16 protein-coding genes and 2 pseudogenes are annotated in these 23,478 nt (G+C 72.2%); 9 read left to right on the top strand and 9 right to left on the bottom strand.

What is annotated here, in order from left to right; translation table 11 throughout:
- Positions 1-15: 15 nt before the first annotated feature.
- The 4 genes from ACIBAF_RS10005 to ACIBAF_RS09990 all read right to left on the bottom strand — a co-directional run bounded on the left by ACIBAF_RS10005 (position 16) and on the right by ACIBAF_RS09990 (position 5,570).
- A complete protein-coding gene (locus ACIBAF_RS10005; RefSeq protein ID WP_399462679.1) occupies positions 16-2,211 on the bottom strand; it encodes a nitrate- and nitrite sensing domain-containing protein in 2,196 nt (731 codons plus the stop codon).
- Positions 2,212-2,446: 235 nt separating this feature from the next.
- A complete protein-coding gene (locus tag ACIBAF_RS10000; RefSeq protein WP_399462678.1) occupies positions 2,447-3,658 on the bottom strand; it encodes a sugar ABC transporter permease in 1,212 nt (403 codons plus the stop codon).
- A complete protein-coding gene (locus ACIBAF_RS09995; protein WP_399462677.1) occupies positions 3,652-4,434 on the bottom strand; it encodes an ATP-binding cassette domain-containing protein in 783 nt (260 codons plus the stop codon). Before ACIBAF_RS09995 ends, ACIBAF_RS10000 begins: the two co-directional genes overlap by 7 nt.
- A gap of 47 nt (positions 4,435-4,481) precedes the next feature.
- Entirely contained in the window at positions 4,482-5,570 is a 1,089-nt protein-coding gene (locus tag ACIBAF_RS09990) for a sugar ABC transporter substrate-binding protein (protein WP_399462676.1), read from the bottom strand.
- A 132-nt stretch (positions 5,571-5,702) separates the two neighbouring features.
- Here ACIBAF_RS09990 and ACIBAF_RS09985 point away from each other — a divergent pair, with 132 nt between their 5' ends.
- Both ACIBAF_RS09985 and ACIBAF_RS09980 read left to right on the top strand, forming a co-directional pair.
- A complete protein-coding gene (locus tag ACIBAF_RS09985) occupies positions 5,703-8,051 on the top strand; it encodes a SpoIIE family protein phosphatase (protein ID WP_399462675.1) in 2,349 nt (782 codons plus the stop codon).
- Positions 8,048-9,130 carry a substrate-binding domain-containing protein gene (locus ACIBAF_RS09980; RefSeq protein WP_399462674.1) on the top strand — a complete coding sequence of 361 codons (1,083 nt, stop codon included), beginning with the start codon at positions 8,048-8,050 and terminating at the stop codon, positions 9,128-9,130. Before ACIBAF_RS09985 ends, ACIBAF_RS09980 begins: the two co-directional genes overlap by 4 nt.
- 51 nt (positions 9,131-9,181) lie before the next feature.
- On the opposite strand, the gene ACIBAF_RS09975 is transcribed toward ACIBAF_RS09980, so the two are convergent.
- The gene (locus ACIBAF_RS09975; protein WP_399462673.1) at positions 9,182-9,481 is read right to left on the bottom strand and encodes a zinc-ribbon domain-containing protein; all 300 of its coding nucleotides are present in this window, start codon (positions 9,479-9,481) and stop codon (positions 9,182-9,184) included.
- A gap of 213 nt (positions 9,482-9,694) precedes the next feature.
- Between ACIBAF_RS09975 and ACIBAF_RS09970 the strand changes: the two genes are divergently transcribed.
- The gene (locus ACIBAF_RS09970) at positions 9,695-10,675 is read left to right on the top strand and encodes an SMP-30/gluconolactonase/LRE family protein (protein WP_399462672.1); all 981 of its coding nucleotides are present in this window, start codon (positions 9,695-9,697) and stop codon (positions 10,673-10,675) included.
- 69 nt (positions 10,676-10,744) lie between these two features.
- Here ACIBAF_RS09970 and ACIBAF_RS09965 read toward each other — a convergent pair whose 3' ends face one another.
- From ACIBAF_RS09965 to ACIBAF_RS09950, 4 genes are all read right to left on the bottom strand, one after another.
- Positions 10,745-11,446: a LuxR C-terminal-related transcriptional regulator gene (locus ACIBAF_RS09965; RefSeq protein WP_399462671.1), complete on the bottom strand. Its 702-nt coding sequence runs from the start codon at positions 11,444-11,446 to the stop codon at positions 10,745-10,747.
- Between the two features lie 179 nt (positions 11,447-11,625).
- Complete coding sequence (gene dacB, locus ACIBAF_RS09960) at positions 11,626-12,999, bottom strand: D-alanyl-D-alanine carboxypeptidase/D-alanyl-D-alanine-endopeptidase (RefSeq protein WP_399462670.1); 1,374 nt, start codon at positions 12,997-12,999, stop codon at positions 11,626-11,628.
- Between the two features lie 145 nt (positions 13,000-13,144).
- Positions 13,145-14,731, bottom strand: coding sequence for a hypothetical protein (locus tag ACIBAF_RS09955; protein ID WP_399462669.1), 1,587 nt, complete (start codon positions 14,729-14,731; stop codon positions 13,145-13,147).
- Positions 14,732-14,887: 156 nt separating this feature from the next.
- Complete coding sequence (locus tag ACIBAF_RS09950; RefSeq protein ID WP_399462668.1) at positions 14,888-15,523, bottom strand: hypothetical protein; 636 nt, start codon at positions 15,521-15,523, stop codon at positions 14,888-14,890.
- A 334-nt stretch (positions 15,524-15,857) separates the two neighbouring features.
- Between ACIBAF_RS09950 and ACIBAF_RS09945 the strand changes: the two genes are divergently transcribed.
- The 6 genes and pseudogenes from ACIBAF_RS09945 to ACIBAF_RS09920 all read left to right on the top strand — a co-directional run.
- A complete protein-coding gene (locus tag ACIBAF_RS09945) occupies positions 15,858-16,151 on the top strand; it encodes a DUF6355 family natural product biosynthesis protein (protein WP_399462667.1) in 294 nt (97 codons plus the stop codon).
- Between the two features lie 111 nt (positions 16,152-16,262).
- A pseudogene (locus ACIBAF_RS09940) lies at positions 16,263-16,810 on the top strand (IS200/IS605 family accessory protein TnpB-related protein); the annotation flags it as partial.
- A gap of 420 nt (positions 16,811-17,230) precedes the next feature.
- Positions 17,231-20,152 carry an AfsR/SARP family transcriptional regulator gene (locus ACIBAF_RS09935; protein WP_399462666.1) on the top strand — a complete coding sequence of 974 codons (2,922 nt, stop codon included), beginning with the start codon at positions 17,231-17,233 and terminating at the stop codon, positions 20,150-20,152.
- Positions 20,142-22,007, top strand: coding sequence for a BTAD domain-containing putative transcriptional regulator (locus ACIBAF_RS09930; RefSeq protein WP_399462665.1), 1,866 nt, complete (start codon positions 20,142-20,144; stop codon positions 22,005-22,007). Before ACIBAF_RS09935 ends, ACIBAF_RS09930 begins: the two co-directional genes overlap by 11 nt.
- 110 nt (positions 22,008-22,117) lie before the next feature.
- On the top strand, positions 22,118-23,044 hold the full coding sequence (locus ACIBAF_RS09925) for a helix-turn-helix domain-containing protein (protein ID WP_399462664.1): 927 nt from the start codon (positions 22,118-22,120) through the stop codon (positions 23,042-23,044).
- Positions 23,045-23,220: 176 nt separating this feature from the next.
- Positions 23,221-23,478, top strand: a pseudogene (locus tag ACIBAF_RS09920) (esterase); the annotation flags it as partial.

Genomic DNA, 23,478 nt, shown 5'->3' with positions numbered 1-23,478 from the left:
CATCGTGCGTGACGGCTACCGGGGACGACGGCCGCGGCCCCCCGGGGCGCGGCGGGGGAGCGGTCGTGGGCGGGCGTTCGGGGCCGGGGGCTCCTCGGCGGGCCGTGTCTTCGCCGCCTCGTCCTGCCACGCCTCGTAGTCCGTGAAGGCGTCACCGGAGTCCTGGCCGCCGAACCCGGCCAGGGCGTCCGCGTGCCGGGACTGCGGGACGCTCTTGACCAGGGCCAGGGCGAGCGTGTCGGAGTCGGGCATGGCGTCCGGCGAGCGCTGGGCGACCGTGTCGGGCAGCATGACGAGGGACGTCGTGCCGGACCGCTCGCCGGACGGGCGCAACTGGACGCGGATGCCGTGCCGTTCGGCGAGTCGGCCGACCACGAACAGACCCATGTGCTGGGAGATGTCGACGTCGACGGTCGGCGGGTTGGCCAGCTTGTGGTTGAGGGTCGCGAAGTCGTCCGCTTCCAGCCCGATGCCCTCGTCGTGGATCTCCACCATGATCCGCCCGTCGGGCAGCCGGACCGCGGTCACCCGCACCTCGGAGCGCGGGGAGGAGAACGCGGTGGCGTTCTCCAGCAGTTCGGCGAGCAGATGGACGAGGTCGGTCACGGCCCGGCCGTGGATGTGGGCCTCGGGGATGCCGGCGAAGCTGATGCGCTCGTACTGCTCCACCTCCGACGAGGCCGCGCGGATCACGTCGACCAGCGGCAGCGGCTGGTCCCACTGCTGGGCGGGCTTCTCGCCGCCGAGCACCAGAAGGTTCTCGCCGTTGCGGCGCATACGGGTCGCGAGGTGGTCCAGCCGGAAGAGGTTCTCCAGCAGCTCCGGGTCGGCCTCGTTGTCCTCCAGGCTGGTGATCAGCGCCAGTTGGCGTTCGATCAGGGACTGGCTGCGGCGCGAGAGGTTGGTGAAGATCGCGTTGATGTTGCCCCGCAGGAGGGCCTGTTCCGCGGCGAGCCGGACGGCCTCGCGGTGGACGTGGTCGAAGGCCCGGGCGACCTCGCCGATCTCGTCGGTGGTGTGGATCGGGATCGGGGTGACCCGGGTGTCCACCTGGCCGGGGTCGGTCTGGGACATCTGGTCGATCATCCTCGGCAGCCGCTGTCCGGCGATCTCGATGGCGGAGGCGCTGAGCCGGCGCATGCCGGTGCTCATGGTGCGGGCCACCCAGGCGGCGAGCAGGAAGGCGACGAGCACCGCGGCGAGGACGAGCGCGGCGTTCATGATGGCGTCGCGGCGCGCGTCGTCGGCGATGTCCTGGGCGCTGGCGAGCGCGGTGTCGGTGAGGTTCACCTGGATGCCCCGGTAGGCGTCGAAGCCCAGCGTGGACGCGGCGAAGAACGACTCGGGCGTGATGCCCTGCGCGGCGAGCTCCGCGGCCGGCTTGCCGGTGGAGATCTCGGTGACCATCTTGTCGATGCCGGGCGGGGCGACGAACGGCCGACCCGCCGCCTTGGCCTGCGCCGCGGCCTGGGCGGTCAGTTCCTTGCCGCGCGCCTCCGCGGCGACCAGCGCCTTCTGCAGCCGCGCCATGTCCCCGGTGGTGCCGGCGCCCGCGTACTCCTGGAGCCCCACCTGTTCGAGATAGGCGTACGAGCGGAACGAGGCGAGCTGTGACTGGAGCTCGCCCCGGGCGAGTCCGGCGCGGTCCTCCACCAGGAGGTGGGTGCCGATGGACCGGATCAGGGACTCGGCCGCCTGGGTCAGGGACACGGCGTAGAGCGTGCGGCCGTAGCTCGCCTGGTTGCTGCTGCCGAAGCCCAGTTCGTTGGAGATCTCCATCAGGGGGTGCTGGACGGTGTGGTAGCTCTCCTCCGTCTGCACCCCGGACATCCGGGAGGTGAAGGCGGCCCCCCGCACGGTTTCGAGCTGCTTCTCACCCTCGCGCACCAGCTGCACGCGCCGCAGGAGTCCGGCGGTCTTCGGCATACGGTCGACGGCCGCGCTGAACGCCTTCGCGTCCGCGTCGGTGACCTTCCGGGCCTGCACGACCGCGTCCGATGTCTTCTTGTCCTTGACCAGCGGGATGACCGACACATCGCGCTCGTTGATCGCATCGCTGGCATATTTATTGGCCGCTTGAACCAGTTCGGCCACGCGGACCGCGTCGTCGGCGTCCTGCCAGGTGTCGACCGAACGTTTCACCCGCACCCCCCCGAGGACGAGGGCGACGAGCACCGGAATCAGCAGAACGGCCCGAAGCCTTCTGCCCACTGGCCAGTTGCGGGTGAGGGACTTTCTCTGTCCCTCCGCCGCAGGTGAGTTGTTCGGCAAGGTCGTCCAATCGCTGCTGGAACGTCTCGCGCGTGACGCGCCGGTACCCCTCACTACGACGCGTCGGCGGGGCCGCGTTCAAAAGTGGTGCAACTTTAACCAAAATCATCGGTCCCCGCGGTCACTTCAGCAAACTCGGGCCGTCCCGAGTCACAGAAACCCGACGAGTACCGCCTCAGGCCCGTCCATGGGCCTCCTGGGAGCGTCGTGACAGCGAATCGATGATCACGGCGGCGAACAGCACCCCGCCCGTGATCACGAACTGGACAGCCGGGGGAGTGTCCGTGATCGCCATGCCGGAGGCGATCGACTGGATGACCAGCATGCCCAGCACCGCCGACCAGGTCGTGCCGCGCCCGCCGAACAGACTGGTGCCGCCGATCACGGCCGCCGCGATGGCGTTGACCAGCAGCACCCCGGAGCCCGAGCTCTGGCTCACCGAGGTGATGCGGGAGGCCAGGAACAGGCCGCCGATCGCGGCCATCGTGCCCGAGACCGCGAGCACCGCGGTCTGCACCCCCGTCACGCTGAGGCTGGCACGACGGGCCGCCTCGATGCTGCCGCCGAGGGCGTAGACCTGCCGTCCGTAGTGCGTACGGCGGAGCATGACGTCGAGGCCGGCCACCACCACGAGGAAGATGAGCAGGGCGAGCGGCAGGCCCTGGAACCGGTTCAGCAGATAGGCGACGGCGAACGCGACCACCGCGAGCCCGCAGGTGCGCACCACGATGGCGCGCAGCGAGCGATGCGGCATGCCGACGGCCCTGCGCCGCCGCCGGTCCCGGTCCAGGGTGAGGAAGACCGCGCCCGCGGCGAGCGCAGCCAGCCCGTAGGCGACGGCGTCATCGGTGAAGTAGTAACTGGTCAGCTCGGCGACCAGCCCGTCCTCGTCGAGATTGACGGTGCCGCTGTCCCCGAGGATGGCGAGCATGAGGCCGTTCCAGGTGAGCAGCCCGGCGAGGGTGACCACGAACGCCGGCACCCGCGTCCGGGCGATGGAATAGCCCTGGACGGTCCCCGCGACGGTGCCCGCGAGCACCGCGACGACCAGCGCCAGCCACTCCGGCACCCCGTGGTTGACGTTCAGCACGGCGAAGACGGCCGCCGCCAGGCCGCTGATCGAGCCGACGGACAGATCGAGTTCGCCGAGCAGCAGCACGAAGACGATGCCGACCGCGATCAACCCCGTCCCGACGATGTCCACGCTCAGGTTGGAGAGGTTGCGGGGCGAGAGGAAGTTCTCGTTGAGGGACTGGAAGGTGATCCACACGACGGCCAGGACGAGTACGACGGGCAGCGACCCCAGCTCGCCGGCGCTCAGCTTGTGCCGGACGACCGCGACCCCGCTCTCCAGGGCACGGCCGACGGCCCGCACGCGGCTCACCACCCCGCCTCCCGGGCGGCGGGCCGGCGCGGCACGTTCTCCGTCGCGCCGGTGATGGACGAGATGATCTGCTCGTGCGACGCGGTGTTCACGTCGAAGAACCCGTTGTTGCGGCCCAGACGCAGCACCGCGGCGCGGTCCGCGAGGGCCTTCACGTCGCCCATGTTGTGGCTGATGAGCAGCACGCCCAGCCCGCGGTCGCGCAGCTGGTCGATCAGGTCCAGGATCTCGGTGGTCTGCTCGATGCCCAGCGCGGCGGTGGGTTCGTCCAGGAGGAGGACCCGCGGTCCGGCGAGCAGCGAGCGGGCGATGGCGACCGTCTGCCGCTGGCCGCTGGAGAGGGAGACGACGGGGCCGCGCAGATCGGGCAGCCGCCTGGTCAGGCGTTCCAGCAGCTGTCTGGTGCGGCGCTCCATCTCCACCTCGTCGAGGAACCCGAACCGGCGGAGCTCCCGGCCGAGGAACAGGTTCCCCACGACGTCGAGGTTTCCGCACAGCGCCAGATCCTGGTAGACGGTGGCGATGCCGAGGTCCCGGGCGTCGTGCGGGCGTCTGATGTGGACCGGTCGGCCCTGCCACTCGATGACGCCCTTCTCGGCGGGGGCGACCCCGGAGATCACCTTGACCAGAGTGGACTTGCCGGCCCCGTTGTCCCCGAGAAGGGCGACGACCTGCCCGGAGTGGATCTCCAGCTCGATGTCCGTGAGGACCTCGACGACGCCGAAGCGCTTGCACACGCCCCGCAGCGCCAGCAAGGGGGGATCCGGCACGGAAACCAACTCCTTCTCGGGGGCGTCGGGGGATGCGGCGTCCGGTCGGTGCGGCCTCAGGTCAGTCCGGCCTTCGCGCAGGCGGCCCGGAGCTGCGGGGTGCAGATCTGCGCGACCGTGTGCAGGCCGTCCTTCACCACCGTGCTGCGGATGTTGTCGACGGTCACCGGCACGGGGGTGAGCAGGACCGAGGCGACCGCGTCCCCGCCGCGCGTCGGCACCTGGCCCGTGGCCACCTCGCCCAGGCTCTGCCCGCGGGCCGCGGCCACCGCCATGGCCCCGCCGGCGGCGGCCTCGGGCCTGAACGGCTTGAAGACAGTCATGTACTGGTCGCCGGCGACGATGCGCCGCAGCGCGGAGAGCTCGGCGTCCTGCCCGGTGACCGGGGGCAGCGGGTCGACCTTGTTCGCCTTGAGGGCGGAGATGCTCCCGCCGGCGAGGCCGTCGTTGGCCGCGTAGACGCCGTCGACGGAGTCGGCGCCGAGGGCCGCGAGGGCCCCGGACATGTTCATGTGCGCGGTCTCGGCCCGCCACTGGGGGGTGTCGTAGGCCTTGCCGATCTTCACCTTCCCGCCGAGCACGGACAGCGCGCCGTCCCTGAACGCCTTCGCGTTCGGGTCGCTGGGGTCGCCGTTCATCATGACGATCTCGGCGCCGGGCACCTTGGCGCCCATCGCCTTCAGCAGCGCCCGGCCCTGGAGCCGGCCGACCTCCACGCCGTCGAAGGAGACGTACCCCGAGATGGGGCCCTCGGCGAGCCGGTCGTAGGCGATGACGGGGATGCCCGCCGCGTGGGCCTTGCTGACCGCGGCGCCGAGCGAACGGGCGTCCACGGCCACCAGCACGATCGCGTCGACATCCTTGGTGATCATCGAATCCATCTGCTCCTGCTGGAGGGCCACGTCGCCCTTGGCGTTGGCGTGCTCGACCGCGCAGGTGTCGCACAGTTCCCTGATCCGCTTCTCCAGCAGGGGACGGTCCTGCGCCTCCCAGCGTGCCGTGGTGGCGTCCGGCAGGAGCAGACCGATGCGCGGTCCGTTCGCCCCGTCGGGATCGTTCCCGGTGTCCGCCCCGCAGGCCGCCAGCACGATCGCGGTGGACACGGCGGTCACGGTGGCGGCCGTGTCCCGTATGCAGGCCTTCATGGGTGCTACCTGCCGTAGACGACAATAAGGTTGGTATGTGGTGAATGTGTTCGGTTGATCCTTATATGCGATTCTGGTGGGTGGGTGCCCCGATCTCAACCTGTCGGCACCTGCGACAGGACGGGAGGTACGTTGCGGACATGCCTCGATCGGGCCCTGACCTTCGCCGGAGCGACACTGGCCGCGGTCTACGCGCCCGACGCCGGCAACCATGAGCTTCGGTTGGTGGACACGTCCGGAGGAACCCCTTCCGGGTCGGGGCCGCCGAAGCAGCTTCCCCTGTCCGGTGACTCGCCCCCGGCACGCGCCCTCCGTGTCGACCGACCGCTCTGGCTCACCGCCGAGACCCCGCTCGCCGCGCTGCCCCTCGGCCCGGAGGGCGCACGACAGGGCTGCCTCCTCGTCATGGGAGCCTCGACGGACGGCTTCCAGAGCGAGCAACGCCGGTTCCTGGAGCGCTACGCCGACGCCGTCGCGGCCCTCCTCCCGCCCGGCGCCGACCCGCCCCGGCCGACGCAACTGCTCGCGCCCGCCCTGCGCAGCCTGCGCGTCGGCTCCTTCGCCCTCTTCCCGGACACCGGCCTGATCGAGGCCGACGACACCCTGCTCGAACTCGTCGGCATCACCCCGGACGACTTCGACGGCAAGGCCGACACCCTGCTCGCCCACGCCCTCCCGGAGGACATGCACGCCCTGATGTCGGTCCTGGAGCCGTCCGCCGAGGACTTCGGCCGACGGGACCTGGAGTTCCGGGTCCGCGGCCCCACCGGCGAGATGCGCTGGCTGAGCCTGAGCTGCCGGGTCCAGGCTCCCACCGGCGACCGGCCAGAACAGGTGTTCGGCGTGGTGACGGCGACCCCGGTGCTGCGCCGCGGCAGCGACGACGTCGCCCGCATCCAGTGGCTGACCGCCGCCCTCGACGACGCCGCGACCGTCCGCGACGTCGGCCGCGTCGTGGTCTCCGCCCTGCGCGAGCCGCTGGCCGCCGACCGGGTGGCCCTCGCCGCGCTCCAGGACGACCGCCTCATGGTCACCGTCCTCGACCCGCCCCAGCCCACCGCCTGGCCCGAGGCGTGGCGCACCGAATGGCGCACCGAATGGCCCGACGCCCCGCTGCGCGCCCTGCCCACCCTGCGGGCGGCCCTGCGGGACGGCCGGATGGACCTGTGGCCGGCCGGCGCCGAGCTCGAACCCGGCCTGGCCGGCATCGGCACCGGCGGCCTCGCCGTCCTGCCGCTCCCCGCCAAGGACCGGGTCGCCGGCGTCTGCCTGGTCGGCTGGGACCGTCCGCACGAGTTCGTCCCCGAGGAACGGTCCCTGCTCACCGCCACCGCCGCCCTCGTCGGCCAGGCCCTCAAGCGCGCCCACGCGCACGACGCCGAGCAGGAGCTCGCGACGATGCTCCAGCGCAGCCTGCTGCCCCGGCGCCTGCCCGAACTGCCCGGCGGGACCGCGGTCGCCCGCTATCTGCCCGCCCGACGAGGCCTCCAGGTCGGCGGCGACTGGTACGACGTCATCGCCCTCTCCGAGGACCGGGTGGCCCTGGTCATCGGAGACGTCCAGGGCCACAGCGCCGGAGCCGCGACGATCATGGGCCAGATGCGCACGGCGGTCCGCGCCTACGCCATGGAGGGCCACCCGCCCGACGTGGTCGTCTCCCACGCCAACCGGCTCCTCGTCGCCATGGAGACCGACCTGTTCGCCACCTGCTGCTACGCCGAACTGGACATGGAGGAGGGCAACATCCTCTTCGTCCGGGCCGGCCACCTCGCCCCCCTGCTGCGCCATCCCGACGGATCCACCGAGGAGGTCGAGGTGGCGGGCGGGCCCCCGCTGGGCATCCTCGCGGAAGCGGAGTTCCCCATGACATCCGTCGAACTCGCCCCCGGCGCCGTCCTCGCCCTGGTCACCGACGGCCTCGTCGAGGCCTCCGACCTGCCCCTGGACGAGGGCATGCACCGCACGCGCCTCGCACTGGCCGCGGCGGACCCCGAAGACCTGGGCCGGATGGCCGACGCACTCCTCGGCGACGTCGGCCGCCGGGAGGACGACGTGGCGCTGCTGCTCCTGCGCTACGACGGCATGAGGACCCGCCCGATCCGGGCCGGCTGGATGGTGTGGCGGCTGCCCGACGCCGTCATGCACGCCCGCCGCTTCACCGCGCGCACCCTGCGCCGCTGGCAGGTCCAGGAGGCGGGCGACGCCGTCCTGCTCGTCGTCTCCGAACTCGTCACCAACGCCCTCGTGCACACCCAGGGCCCGGTCCGCCTCGACCTTGTGCTGCGCGGCGACCGGGTGCGCGTCGGCGTCAGCGACGCCTCGCCGCGCGCACCCGCCAAGCCCGTCATCGTCGACTGGGAGTCCACCGGCGGCCGTGGCCTGATGCTGGTCGAGGCGATGTCGGAGTCCTTCGGCTCGGTCCCGGTGGCCGGCGGCAAGCAGGTGTGGAGCGAGATCGCCGTACCAGGGGGTGCGCCATGAGGATCCCACGCAGGCACCTCGTCGCCGTGGTCGCCGCGGCACTCCTGGCGATGCCCCTGGCCGCCTGCGGAGGAGAGCACGAGACGGGCAGCGAAGGCTTCACCGTCGGCCTGCTGCTCCCGAGCCGCGCCGTCCCCCGCTGGGAACACTCGGACCGGCCGCTGATCGAGGCCAACGTGAAGAAGCTGTGCCCCACGTGCACGATGGAGTACGCCAACGCCGAGAACGACGTGACCCGCCAACGCGGACAGCTGATCTCCATGGTCACCAAGGGGGCCAAGGTCATCATCCTGGACGCCGCCGACACCCGGGCGCTGCGCTCCTCGATCCAGGAGGCGCGCCGGGCGGGCGTCCCGGTCATCGCCTACGACCGCCTCGCCGAAGGCCCCATCGTCGGCTACGTCAGTTTCGACGGCTTCCAGGTCGGCCGGCTCCAGGGCGAGGCACTTCTGACGGCCCTGAAGGAGGAGACCGGGCGCCCGGACATCGTCATGGTCAACGGCGACCCGACCAGCCCCAACGCGGCCTGGTACCGCAAGGGCGCGCTGTCCGTCCTCACCGGCAAGGCGAGGATCGCCCGCTCCTACGACACCCAGGACTGGAGCACGCAGAACGCCCACGCCAACATGTCCGCTGCCATCGCGGCCCTCGGCCCGGACCGCATCGACGGCGTCCTCGCGGCCAACGACTCCATCGCCGCCGGCGTCGTCGCCGCCCTCAAGAGCGCCGGCGTCACGAAGTTCCCGCCCGTCACCGGGCAGGACGCCGACCTCGACGCCGTGCGACGCATCGTCAAGGGCGAGCAGTACATGACGGTGTACAAGCCGTTCGACAAGGAGGCCGCCGCCGTCGCCGCCATGGCCGTCGCCGTCGGACGCGGCGAGGATCCCCGAGACAGCGCCACGACCACCATCGACAGCCCCACCACCAAGGACATCCCGTCGGTCCTGCTCACCCCGACCGCGGTCACCGCCCCCGACATCGGGCCGACCCTCGTCGGGGACGGCGTGTACACCGTCGGCCAGATCTGCACCCGTGACCTGCGGGCCGCCTGCGCCAAGGCCGGACTCACACGGTGAGCGACAAGACCGTCAGCACCCCGTGAGAACCGTCAGCGCCCCGTGGAGCCGTCAGTTCTGGTACGGCTGCTGGTGCTGCTGAGGCTGCCCGTACGGCTGCTGCCCGCCGAAGCCGCCCGCGCCCTGCGCGAGCAACTGGTCCGCCTGCTCCTTCGTCACCTTCTGCTCGGCGCCGCAGAACGTGCACTGCGTCGCGTACTTCGTCGAGATCGGGAACAGCGGCACGAAGAACAGCGTGAACTTCGTGACCCGCTTCCTGAGGGTGTGCGCGGCCGGGTTCCCGCACCGGCCGCACAGCAGCGTCAGTATCGCCAGTTGATAGAGGTATCCCTTGGTGCCGAAGATGATCACGCTGTGCTTCCTTCTGAGTGAGTGGTCGTCCGCACCGCACAGTCTGCTGCATGTCGCGTCACCCGCGTGAGCGGCAGCCGGGTCCATGCCCTGGGCCACGCGGGCGAACTCCCGGCCGCGACAGCCGCGGGCGCCGTCGGGACACCGCCATGGTCGTCTGGCCGCCGCACGACGGCGCTTCCCCGCTCCCCTCACGGAGAGGTCCCGCAGTCCATGCCCCGACTCCCACGCCTGGCGGGCGTCACCGCCGCCGCTCTCGCCCTCGGCCTGCTCGCCGCGGCTCCCGCCGTGGGCGGCGAGCCGACCGTCTCCGACCCGCGCGTCGTCGCCCACTTCGACTTCGCCCGGGGCCAGACACCCGAGAACATCGCGCTCGAACCCGACGGTTCCGCCGACCTGACGTTCGCCTTCGCCCGGCAGGTCGCCAACGTCACCCGGGAGGGCCGGACCCGGATCCTCGCGACGCTGCCCGCCGTGGCGAACCCGAACACCCCCGTCACCGGCGCGGCCGTCGTCACCGGAATCGCCCGCGCCGATGACGGCGCCCTCTACGTCAACTACGCCACCGGCACCGACAGGACCGGGATCTGGCGCATCGACCCCGACGGCAGCGCACCCCGGCAGATCGCGGAACTGCCGCCGAACGGCTTCCCCAACGGCCTCGCCCTCGACGAACGCCGCAACGTGCTCTACGCCGCGGACTCCGTGCTGGGCACCGTCTGGCGCGTCCCGCGCTCCGGCGGCGAACCCGTCGCCTGGGCCACCGGCGCCGAGCTCGAACCCGGCACCGCGCCTCCCGCGGCCGGCGTCGGGGTCAACGGCCTCAGGTTCCACCACAACGCCGTGTGGGTCTCCAACTCGGACGCGGCGACGCTCCTGCGCATCCCCGTACGCCAGAACGGCTCCGCCGCGACGATCGAGACCCGGGCGACCGGCCTCGACGGGATCGACGACTTCGGCTTCGTCGAACGGCACCGGGACACCGTCCTCGCCGCCCTGATCGTCAGCAGCCAGGTCGCCCTGGTCCGCCCGGACGGCACCCACCGGATCGTCCTTACCCAGCAGGACGGCCTGGACAACCCCACCGCCGTGGCCGTCCGCGGCCGCACCGCCTACGTCACCAGCGCCGCGTACTTCACCCAGCGCGACCCGAACCTCCTCCTGGCCCGCGTCCACCAACGCGCCCGCGACTAGTACCGACCGTGGCCCCGTACCCGGAGAGCGGGTACGGGGCCGTGTGCGCTCGCCGCCGGCGGGGGCGGGTCAGGCCGCTGGGTGTACCAGGCCGTACTCGTAGGCGAAGGCGACCGCCTGGACGCGGGCGTGGGCGCCGATCTTGGCGAGGATGTGGCTGACGTGGGACTTGACGGTGGTCGGGGCGATGGACAGCCGGGCGGCGATCTCCGCGTTGGACCAGCCGGAGGCGACGGCGACGAGGACGTCGCGCTCGCGCTCGGTGAAGGAGTCGAGCCCGATCGCCCGCTCGCGCGGCCGTGGCGCGCGCTGCTGGCGGACGGTGTCGATGAGGGCGCGGGTCAGTTCGGGGGTGATGACGGCGTCCCCGGCGGCCACGACGCGGATCGCCGCGGTGAGTTCGTCGGAGGTGGCGTCCTTGAGGAGGAATCCGCCGGCGCCCGCCCGCAGGGCGGCGTAGGCGTACCCCTCGTCATGGGTGGAGGTCAGGACCAGCACCCGCGGCTGATGTCCGTCCGGCCCCGCGGAAGCACTGCGGACCGGTGCGAGGTGTGAGGGGCGTGCGATGCGGCGGATGGTGGCGATGTCGTCGGTCTCGGGACGGTGGCTGCCCATCAGGACGACGTCGGGACGGAGTTCGGCGCTCATGCGGACCGCTTCGGCGCCGCTCGCGGTGTCGCCCACGACGGTCAGGTCGGGCTCGGCGGCCAGCAGCATGCGCAGACCGAGGCGTTGGAGGGACTGGTCGTTGACGACGAGTACGGAGGCCATGGCTGTCGTTCTCCATGTGGTGGGGGCGAACGCCTCTTATGAACGAAACGGTTTCGTTCACTTGGTAGCCAGAGTAGCTCCCGGGCCCATCGAAACGGCACCGTTTTCTTGTGGTATGGATCACATGGGTGAGGCGCGAAGAGGTCCCTGCCTTTTCTCAAGGCAGGGACCCCGGTCGTTTATGCCCAGCAGCCGTTGACGGTCGCGGCGAGACCGTCCATGGCGTCCTTGATGTCGTTCGGGTTGGCCGTGGAACCGTTCTCGATGAAGGAGAACACCTTCCACTTGCCGTCCTTGCCCTGCGTCAGACCGCTCAGCGCGATGGCGCCGGTGAGGGTGCCGGTCTTCGCGTGCACCTTGCCGACCGCGCACTTGGAGTTCACGTCGTCGAAGCGGCCCCACTCCGGGCCGAGGGTGCTGCCGGCCTCACCGGAGACGGGCAGGCCGTCGAGGATGGAACCCAGGGTGTGGGCGTAGCGGGGTTCCGTCAGCAGTTCGAGGATGTCCGCGAGGGTGGCGGCCGGGATGCGGTCGGCCCGCGACAGGCCGCTGCCGTCGTACATCTCGAAGTGGTCGAGCGACACCCCGTACCGCAGGCTCAGCACCTGGCGCACGACCTCCGTGCCGTCCTCGAAGGTGGCCTGGCGGCCCGCGCCCAGCGCGGTCATCCGCAGCAGGGTCTCGGCCATGTTGTTGTCGCTGGTCTTGAGCATCGTGTGGACGATGTCCGACAGCGGCGCCGATCTGTGCCGGGCGACCGGCACGTCGCCTTTGCTCGCCGTGGCGCGGGCCACGGCGCCGTCGACCGTGACGCCGGCCGTGGTGAGCTGCTGGGCGAAGACCTGCCCGGCGTCGAGGGACGTGTCCTGCACGCCGTGCCCGTCGACGACGAGCGCCCGCACCGGGGCGACCGAGTCGGGGTAGTAGCCGGTGTTCCAGCCGTTGGCCAGCGTCGGTTCGGGGAAGAGGCTGTCGTCCACGGCGACCTTCACCGACGTCAGCCCCGCGGCCTTGAGCCCCGCGACCGCGGTCTTGGCCAGCTCGGCGAGGTCGGCGGTGGTCAACGTCCGGTCGCCGCCGCCGATGAGGGTCAGGGTGCCGTTGCCGTAGACGACCTTCGTGGTGAACCGGTGGTCGGGGCCGAGGACCGTCAGGGCCGCGGTCGACGTGGCCAGCTTGACGTTGGACGCCGGCATCATCGCCGTCGCCCCGTTGTGGTCCCACAGCGTGTTGTCCGAGTCGGCGTCGAGGACGACGCCGCTGACGTTGGCGCCCAGCCGCTGGTCGAGCACCCGGGTTTCGAGATTCGTGATCATCTGCTGGTCGTCCGCGTCCAGACCCTGGCCCGGTGCGGTGTCCTTGGCCGTGGCGCCGATGCCCTTCTCGGCGGCGAACGCCGAAGGGCCGGCGAGGGCGGCGGAGGTGACGGGAACGGCCAGCGCGAGCACGATCGCCCGCCGGACGCCGGTGCTGCTCTGCTTGGTCCTGCGGTGCCGGCGGCGACCGCCCGGGACAAAAGAGTTCACAGGGGTTTCCGCCGTTATGTCGTTCATGGATTGTCTCAAGGCTTTCGTGTGGGGGCACTGCACAAGAGAATTCCGGCGCACCATACCACCCGTCACATGTGGCCCACAGGTAACGCATTCGCCTATTGACGGAAATTCAGCGGCCGGAATTCCCCTGTCATTCACGCCCCGTTCAGGACGTCGACCCCAGGCTCTGCGTCGTGTAGGCGCATTCCGTGTAGATGTAGCCCGATTCGAGCTTGGCCGTGTCGGAGGCGGGCGAGGAGAGGCTGTCGTTCATCGGTTTGTGGAGGAAGTAGGTGGTGCCGACCGGCAGGCTGATGGTGCGCTCCGGATAGTTCTTGCTGCTGTCGCTGCAGGGCTCGAAACCCCGGGTGATGGTGCGGATCATGGAGTACGCCTTGCAGCTGCCGCACCCCTTGAGGGTGAAGCTGCCGGTGACCGGCCCGGTGTAGAGGACGGTGATCTCGTCGGGGCTGTCGTTCTGCACCGTCACCGAGATGCTGCCGCCCTGCCGGGTCGTCGGCAGGGTCTTGCCGGCGGCCGGGACCGTCTGGGCGATCTCCGCCGCTATCGCGATCTTCTTCGCCAGGGCGGCGCTCTTGGCGGCCTTGTGGTCGGAGGCCCACTTGGTCATGGTGGTCTGCGCCGACTCGAAGTCGCCGTCCCGGTACTGGTCCACGCCGCAGGCGTACGTGCCGTTGTCGGCGCTGGCGTCGGCCCGCCGGGCGTCCTTGTCCAGCGCGGCGCCGACCTCCGCCCGCTCCGACGGCACGGCGACGATCTGCGAGCCGAGCGTGCGCAGCCGCTCGACCGCCGAGCACGGTTCCGCCCCGCGCAGGCCCTTCTCCGTCCGGGCGACGGCGGCGGCCACCGCGGGCTCGGCCTTCGCGGCCTGCTCCGACTCGGGGAACGTGGTCAGCAGCTTCCCGAACTGTGCGGCCCAGGTGTCCCCACCGGCCGTGAGCGCCGTTGACGCGCACTCGTACAGCGAGGTGGCCAGGCGGTCGTCGGGCCAGGACTTCAGCTCTGCGAGGTCCGTGTCGGGCAGGCTCTTGGGCACCGTGCGCAGATACGTCAACGGCTCTATCGCCTGGCAGTAGTTGCCCTGCTCGAAGGTGGCGCCGACCGTCGTGTAGAAGGTCTTCATCCGCGCGGGCACCCGCTCGGCCGCCCGGGACCCGGGATGGTCGGCCCTGAGATCCGCGTAGGCCCCCAGCGCCTTGCGGTAGTCGGCCTGGGCGGTGGAGAAGTCCTTCTCCCCGGCGGCCTGCACCAGCCGGTCGGCCTCGTCGAGCCGGTCGAGGAGCATCTGCTGCGTCGCCTCGTCCCGGGCGTCGTCGTACAGCACGGCGCCCCCGGCCGGCACGACGAGCAGGAGCAGTCCGAGTCCGAGCGCGAGCGGCGCCTGCCGGAGCCCGGCCAGCGGGGTGCGCAGGCCCAGGCGCGCAGCGTGTGCCGCCACCGCCACGAGGAACGCGACGTACAGGACGATCGCGAAGGCCGGGACGCCGTCCGGGTCGGCCGGCAGTGCCACGAACAGCAGGACGGCGGTGGCGATCCAGCACAGCGCCGTCAGGGCCCAGCGGCGCATCAGGGCGTACCCCAGGCCCAGACCGCTGAGGTTGAGCACGGCCGCCGCGACCGCCCGCACACCGTCCGCCGGGGCCGGCGGCGGGGCCGCGGGCATGGGCGGGACATAGAAGGTGTTGCCGTAACCGCCGGTGTTGTCGTATCTGTCGTACTGATCCCCCGACATGGTGGCTCCCCCCGGTCAACTTCGCCCGCACACCGCTGATTTGTCAGTGTACGGGCGAAGAGGGCGCCTCGACAGAGGCCGTGGGGCGGGAAGCCGGCCGGGCCGCCACCGGGGGGCAGAGGTGGCGGCCGCGGCTGCTATCGCATCAGGCATGGGTCAGGCCACACCTCCCACCGTCTTCTTGCGGCGCAGGGCGTAGAAGCCGGTGCCGGCGACGGCGAGGATGCCGAGACCGGCCGCGGTCACCGAAGGCGTGGCGAGGGCGCCGCCGCCGGTGTGCATGCCGCCGCTGGGCTTGTCGTGCTCCTTGCTCCAGCCGCCCGACTCCTCCTTGTCACCGCTCCAGGAGTCCGACTTGCCGTGCTCGCTGTCGTGGTCCTTGTAGGTCTCCGGGTCGTACTTCGGGTCCTTCGCGCCGCGGTCGCTGCTGTCGTTCGCCAGGGCCAGCGCGCCGCCGCCGGTGTGCATGCCGCCGCTGGGCTTGTCGTGGTCCCCCTTGCCGTGCTCCTTGCCGTGCTCGGAGTCGTGCTCCTTGCCGTGCGAGGAGTCCTCGTCCTTGCCGTGCGAGGAGTCTTCGTCCTTGCCGTGCGAGGAGTCTTCGTCCTTGCCGTGCGAGGAGTCTTCGTCCTTGCCGTGCGAGGAGTCCTCGTCGTTGTTGTACGACGAGTCGTCCTCCTTGCTGTACGAGGAGGAGTCGTGGTCCCAGTCCCCGTCGGCGGCGTGGACGGGGGCGCCGATGGCGAGAGCGGCCGTGGCCGCCGCGGTGGCCAGGATCATGCGAGCAGAACGCATCTGATGGTCCTTCCGTCACGACCGGGCAGCCGACACTTCGTCAGCTGACGTGACCCGGCCCGACGTGATCCACCGTCAGGCAGTCCGCGCTCCGCCACCACTCGGGGCGCTCACCCGGGTGAACCGGCCCGCCTTGCCCACGCTCCGCGCCGCCGATTCGCCCTTCGCGGAGAATCACCCCAACGGCGCAGAGGTAAAACGATTCCCGGGGTGAAGACGTGTGGCATTCGGTCATCTTCGAGGACGACGCCACGATCCTGAGGCAGGCATCCGGCATGTACCCGGATGCCTCATATCCGGCCCTGATGCCTCATATCCAGCAAGGAGTTCCGCTGTGCGTGTTCGTCGTACGGTGCTCAGCACCCTCGGTTCCGTCGCTCTCGTGCTCACCTCTCTGGGCGCGGTGACCGCCGCCGCCGCGAGCCCCGCGGCAGCGAACCCGTGCGGCTTCTACGAGACCGGTTCCGACGCCTTCTACAACCACTGCACGTCCGACGGCTCGAACGTGGTCATCAAGGTCGAGGTCGCCATGGCGCCCGACTACGAGCGGTGCGTCGGACCGGGCAGGTCCTGGCTGGGCTCGGCCGGCAAGATCCAGGGCGCCCACTACACCGGCCGCACCTGCTGACAGGGGATCACCCGTGCGGCTGCCGGGGTCCGGGGCGAAGCCGTCCCGGACCCCGGCGGCTTGTGCGGGCGTGGGTCACATGAAGTCGCCGAGGACGTCGGCCGGCCGGGGCGACGCTGTGGAGTCGCGGCGATCGCGATCGAGGACCTCGACTTCACTCACGGCACCAGCCGGGAGAAGCACGGTCGCAACAAGCGTTTCCGCCGTCTGATCTCCCGCTTCCCCACCGCGAAACTGAAGGCGCGGCTGGTCTCCATGGCCGCCGGGCAGAACCTGGCCATCGTCGCGGTGGACCCCGCTTATACCTCTCGTTGAGTGCCCAGCACTGGCAGCAGCCACTGACCACCCCCACCCGCCAAGTGTCCCGGCGCGATGCGGCAAGCATCGCGATCGGGCGACGCGCCCTCGGGCATCCGATCAGGCGACGGACGGCACCGCCCCGAAACGACCAGAGCGATCGTTACGGGCATCGGACCGTCCAGGCCCGACCGGAAGCCCGGCGGCGTGAGGGACCCCGCCCCCGCATTCCCGGACCACGCACCAGATGCGTGCCGCCCGGCAGCGGAGCGAAAGCGGGCGACCAGCATGCCCAACACCGTTCGGGGCACGCGACTGAGCAGCAGTCCCGGCAACAGGACTCACTCCCGCTCAGTTCCTAGGAACGGATGTCGAGTTCGTCCGTCGTTCAGAAGAGGACGTTCAGCGTCGCCATTGGGTACTCTGATCCGCCGTCGCGCAGGCCGGGGTGCCGAGGTGGCCACCGCCGGGACTGCCCACGGGCGATCAAGAAGCCCAACCGATGGCCGGTGCTGAGGACCCGTGCCAGACGTGACACCGTGCAGCCTGGCCGCTGGGCCCACAACCCGACCGCGAAGCAGAAGAGCTCCCGCCGGGCCGGACGACCGGCACTGAAGGAATCGCAAGCCGCGTCACCCCTGAGAGGGCGCTCTGCGTCAGGCAGGTGGGGACCGATGGAGCTCAGTCGTCCTAGTGCCTCTAGGTTGAATGCTAGTGAACCTAGGTTGTGTGTTTTCCGTGACGTACAGTCGAGGGCGGGGGGACGCTCGGAGACGGAAGACATGAAGGGGGCCGGCGTGCCGCTGGAGCCGGTGCGGTTCGCGGTTCTGGGGACCGTGCGGGTGTGTCGGGGTGACGTGGAACTGGACCTCGGCGGGCCGCAGGAACGTGCCTTCCTCGCCCTGCTGCTGGTCGGGGCCGGGCAGCCGGTCGCCCTGGCCGAGATCGTGGACGTGCTGTGGGGAGCGGCTCCGCCGCACAGCGCGGTCAACGTCGTCCGACGGCATGTCGGTTCGCTGCGCCGACTCCTGGAGCCCGGCCTCCCCGCCCGCGCGGCGGGCCGCTGGCTGATGCGGGACGCGGGCGGATACCGGCTGGTGACCGACGGCGACTCCTCGGATCTGCCGAGGTTTCGCGCACTGCGGGAAGAAGGGCGCCGGATCGCGGAACGGTCACCCGCGCGGGCCCTCGAACTCCTCACCGAGGCCCTGTCGTTGTGGCGGGGACCGGTCGCCGACGGTGTCCCGGCGCAGGCCCGCGCACACCCGGTGTTCGACGCTGTGGACCGCGAGCGGCTCGCCGCCCTGCGGGAAGCGGCGGACGCGGCCCTGCGCGCCGGGACGCCGGACGTGGTCCTGCCCGAACTGCGACAGGCCGCTGCCCGGCACCCGCTGGACGAGCCTCTGCAGGCCGCACTGGTCGCCGCGCTGGCGGCGGCCGGCCACCGCCCGGAGGCACTGGCCGCGTACGACACCGTACGGGCACGGCTGGCCGAGGAGTTGGGGATCGACCCCGGGGCGGAACTGCGGCAGGCGCGGGACACGGTCCTGCGGCAGGCGCCTCCCACGGGGACGCACGAGGCGGGGGACGGCGCCGGCCCCGACGGGACGACCGCGTCCGTGGGCGAACCCCCGGCGCCCGCCGCGCCGTCCCCCGCGCACCCGCCTTCTGCTCTGCCGCCCGCCCAACTGCCGTACGACATCCCCGTGTTCACCGGGCGGCGCGCCGAACTCGACGAGGTCCTCGGGATGTTCGGCGCGGACGTGGCGCTGCCCAGGACCGTGGTGATCAGTGCCATCGGCGGTATGGCGGGCGTCGGCAAGACCACCCTCGCGGTGCACTGGGCGCACCGGGTGGCCGAGCGGTTCCCCGACGGGCAGCTCTACGTCAACCTGCGGGGCTTCGACCCGTCCGGCGCCGTCATGGAACCGGGGGAGGCCGTCCGGGGGTTCCTCGACGCGCTCGGTGTGCCCCCGGAACGCGTGCCGCACGGGGTCGACGCGCAGAGCGCGCCGTACCGCAGCCTGCTCGCCGGCCGACGGGTCCTGGTCGTGCTGGACAACGCTCGCGACACCGAGCAGGTCCGGCCGCTGCTGCCCGGCTCGCCCGGCTGTCTCGCCATCGTCACCAGCCGCGACGAACTCTCGGGGCTCGTCGCCGCCCACTCCCTGACCCTGCGTCCGTTCGACGCCGGTCAGGCGCGGGCGTTCCTGGTCCGCCGCCTGGGCGCCGAGCGGGTCGCGGCCGAGCCGGACGCGGCCGACGAGATAGGCGAACTGTGCGCCGGGCTGCCCCTCGCCCTCGCCTGCGTCGCCGCCCGCGCCGTCGTCCACCCCGACTTCCCCCTCGCCGCGGTGGCCGCCGAACTGCGCGAGGCACACGGCAGCCTCGACGCCTTCGCCCGCTCCGACGCCTCCGTCGACGTCGGCACGGTCTTCTCCTGGTCCTCGCGCGCGGTCTCGGCCGCGGCCGCCCGGCTGTTCCGGCTGCTCGCCCTGCACCCCGGCCCCGACTTCTCCCTCCCCGCCGCGGCCGCCCTGGCGGGCCGGCCCGTGCACCGGGTCCGGCCGCTGCTGGCCGAGCTGACCGGGCTGCACCTCGTCACCGAGCACAGTCCCGCCCGCTACGCCTTCCACGACCTCCTGCGCGCCCACGCCGGCGAACTCGTCCACGAGCAGCACACCGAGACCGACCGGCAGGAGGCCCTGCACCGGCTCCACCACCACTACCTGCACACCGCCCACGCCGCCGACCGGCTCCTCGCCCCCAACGCCGACCCGCTGCCCCCGCCGCCCGCGCCCGAGGGCGTGCACCCCGAACCCCTGGGCGACGACGACCGCGCCCTGGCCTGGCTCACCGCCGAACACGCGGTACTGCTCGCCGTGGTCGACACGGCCGCCGCGTCCGGACAGCCGACGCAGGAACGTCTCTCCTGCCAACTGGCCTGGTCCCTGGAGCCGTTCTTCGACCGGCGCGGCCACTGGCACGACGGGCTGACCGTGCAGCGCACCGCGCTCGACGCCGCCCGACGGCTCGCCGACCCCGCGCTGGAGGCCCGCGGCCTGCGCGGACTGGGCCGGGTGGAGGGCCGACTCGGTCTGCACTCCCGGTCCGTTCCCCGGCTGGAGCAGGCCCTGGAACTCTTCGCCGAACTCGGCGACGACACCGGCCGCGCCCACACCCACCGCAGCCTCGGCTGGGAGAGCGAGCAGCGCGGGGACCTGCCCGGCGCCCTGCGCCACAACCAGCGCGCCCTCGCCCTGTTCCGCACCCTCGACGACCGTGCCGCGCAGGCCAGCGTCCTGAACTCGGTCGGCTGGTACCACGCCCTGCTCGGGGAGTACCGGCAGGCCCTGACGCACTGCTTCGAAGCCCTGGCCATGCTCCAGGAACTCGGCGACCGCTACGGCCAGGCCGCCACCTGGGACAGCATCGCCTACGCCCACCACCACCTCGGCCGCCACCCGCACGCCATCCTCGGCTACCGCAACGCCCTCGCCCTGCTGCGAGACCTGGGCGTGCCCTACGTCGAGGCCGAGACCCTCGTCCGGCTCGGAGACACCCACCTCGCCACCGGCGACCACGAAAGCGCCCGCACCGCCTGGAGACAGGCCCGCACGCTCTTCAAGGCCCTGAACCACCCCGACGCCGAGCGGGTCGAGGCGCGGCTGAACGCACGGGACGGTCGCGTCGGTGCCGGGTGAGGCGCTGCGGTTCGAGGTCCTGGGGCCCGTACGGGTGTGGCGGGAGGGACAGGAGCTCGACGTCGGCTTCCCCCAGCAACGAGCCCTGCTCGCCCTGCTCCTGACGCAGGCCGGGCGGCCCGTGCCGATGAGCGAGATCCTCGACGCGCTGTGGGCCGAGCGACCGCCCGCCAGCGCGCCGAACGTGGTGCGGCGTTACGCCGGCGGGCTGCGGCGGCTGCTGGAACCGGGGTTGCCGCCCCGCGCTCCCGGCCGGCGTCTGCGGCGCCGCACCGGCGGCTACCTCCTGGACGCGGCCACCGACGAGGTCGACCTGCTGCGCTTCCGCGACCTGACCCGGCAGGGCAAACGGGCGGCCGCCACCGGACGGGCCGAGACCGCGGCCCGGGCGTTCGCCCTGGCACTGGGGGAGTGGCGCGGGCAGGTGGCGATGGGGATCCCCGCGTCCGTGCGCGAGCACGTCCGGTTCACCGCCGTCCAACGCGAGCTCCTGGACACCGCCCGGCCGGCGGCGGACGCGGCGCTGCTGTGCGGGCGCGCCGAGCAGGTCCTGCCCGCCCTGCGCCGGGCAGCCGCGCACGACCCCCTCGACGAGCCGCTGCACGCCCGACTGGTGCTGGTCCTGGCCGCCTGCGGACTGCAGGCGGAAGCCCTGCGCACGTACGACGACGTACGCCGACGCCTCCAGCGGGACCTGGGGATCGCCCCCGGCGCCGAACTGGCCGCGGCACACACGCGCGTACTGCGCCAGGAGGTGAGCCGTCGGACGGAGGCCGTGGAGGTCGGCAAGAGCAACGCAGTCACCGCCCCCGCGCCGGCCGCGGCCGGGCCTGTCCCCGACTTCGGGAGTGTCCAACTGCCCCCGCCCGCCCCCTCCTTCGTCGGGCGGGCGGCCGAGTCGGCGTGGCTGGACGCCTGCGCCGATGCCGGTGCCGATGCCGGTGCTGGTGCGAAGGTCGTGGTGGTCGGTGGGATGGCGGGCGTCGGCAAGAGCGCCCTCGCCCTGCACTGGGCGCACCGGGCCGCCGACCGCTTCCCGGACGGGCGGCTGTACGTGGCGTTGCGCGGCTTCGATCCGGCCGGGCCCGCCGTGGAGAGCGCCGACGCGTTGCGCGGACTGCTCACGGCGCTCGGGGCGCCCGCGTCGCGCATGCCGGACGGCGTGGACGCCCTGACCGGGATGTACCGAACCCTGCTCGCCGGCCGGCGGGTCCTCGTGATCCTTGACGACGCCCTCTGCACCGAATCCCTGCGACCGCTGCTGCCCGCGGCGCAGGGCTGTATGGCGCTGGTCACCAGCCGCCACGCCCTGCCCGGACTGGTCGCCTCGGGAGCCCGCCCGCTGCGCCTGGCGCCCCCGTCCGCCGCGGACGCGCGCGCCTTGCTGGCCGGGCGGATCGGCGCCGAACGGGCGGCCGCCGAACCCCGGGCCGCCGACGAGATCGTCGCCCGGTGCGGCCGGCTGCCCCTGGCGCTGGCTGCCGTCGCCGCGCACGCCGTGGGCCGTCCCGACGTCCCGCTCGCCGCGGTGGCCGCCGAACTGCGCGAGGTCCACGGCGGCCTCGACGCGCTGTCCGCCCTGCGCCCGGCCTTCCTGAGCTCCTACCGTCGGCTGCCGGACGACACCGCGCGCCTGTTCCGGCTGCTCCCCCGGCACCCCGGACCCGACCTCACCCCCGCGACGACCGCCGCACTCAGCGGGCTGCCCGTCCGCCGGACCCGGCTGCTCCTCGCCCACCTCGCCGAATCCCACCTCCTCGCCGAACCCACGCCGGGCCGCTACACCCTGCACGACCTGCTGCGGGCCCTCGCCGCCGAACTGGCCGACGGCAACGAGCGGCACGCGGCGAACTGACAGGCCGACCACAGGACGGGGAGGCGCCGTCACACCACTGTCACTCTTTTTGCACATCCGCCGACCTACCGTCCGGGCACGTGACCGTCCCCCCGAGACAACGGCGGAAGATGCCCACCACCAGTAGCGCCACCAGCAACGCCACGAGCAACGTCCCGAGTACCGCCGGCCGTTCCAGCCTCCCGTCCCCGGGCGTCGAGATCCGCACCGGCGAGCAGAGCGGGTGGACCCCGGCGCGGCTGCCCGCGGAGGGCCGGCCGCACCCCGCGCACCGGCTCCTCGCCCAGGACCGCGGCGAGTACCTCTTCGTCGGACTGCGAGGCCGCGCCACCGCTCCCGACCCCCGGCCCCTCACCCTCCACCTCGCCCCCGGCGACATCTGCTTCTACGACGTCCGGCACGCCCCCGCCCTGGACTTCGCCGCGGGGTGCCGGGCGACGGTGTTCCTCGTCCCGAGCGAGCTGTTGGGGCTCACGCGGCACGACACGGCCCGGATCGCGCGGACGCCGGTCGCCGGCGGCTCCCGGATGGGCGCGCTGCTGTCGCCGCTGCTGTCCGACCTGGCCCGCACCGCGGCCGAGGCCGGGCCCCCGGTCGGCGAGATGCTCGCCTGGAACGCCGTGAACCTGCTGGCGACCCTCGCCGCCGAGCAGTCGGGCACGGACACGCACGGGGCGCCGGGCACGCCGGGCGGGCGGCCTCCGGCGCTGGTGCGGATCATGGAGTACGTCGAACTGCACCTGACCGACCCGGACCTCTCCCCGGAGGCCATCGCCCGCGCCCACCACATCTCCGTGCGCTACCTGCACAAGCTGTTCAAGGACGAGGACACCACGGTGGGCCGATGGATCCTGCGCCGCCGGCTGGAGGAGTGCCGACGCGACCTGATGCGGTACGGGCGCGGGAGCCGGACCATCGCGGCCGTGGCCGGCCGGTGGGGCTTCCTGAGCGCCACGCACTTCAGCCGGGTCTTCCGGTCCGCCTACGGCATGTCCCCGCGTGAATGGCGGGACATGACGGGAGGCGGCGGGACATGACGCGCGGGCCACGCATTCCGTGCCCCGATGCAAACCCGTTTCCGGTGCTCGACAAGCCCGTTTCCCGTGCGCTGTCGGAACACGTGTGGTGCACAGGTGGGCAATTCCCGGTCACAGTCCGCATTTAGCGTGACCGGCAGCAAAGCGCATGCACATCGATCACAGCAGGAGCTGCCATGTCCGACGTCGTCGAACCGGTCACGCCGGTCCTCGAACCCGCTGCCCAGTCCTTCGTCGAGGCGACCGCGAACCCGCCGTACCTGTTCGACCTGTCCCCGGCGGAGGGGCGCAAGGCGGTCGACGAGGTGCAGTCCGGTGAGATCGCCAAGGCCGCCGTCGACGAGGAGTGGATCACCGTGCCGGGCGGGCCGACGGGGAGTGTGCGGGCCCGGATCGTCAGGCCCGCCGGGGCCGAGGACGTCCTGCCGGTGATC

Source organism: Streptomyces sp. NPDC051677 (genome assembly GCF_044453465.1).
Classification (GTDB): domain Bacteria; phylum Actinomycetota; class Actinomycetes; order Streptomycetales; family Streptomycetaceae; genus Streptomyces.
This window is presented reverse-complemented; position numbering and strand designations above follow the sequence as displayed.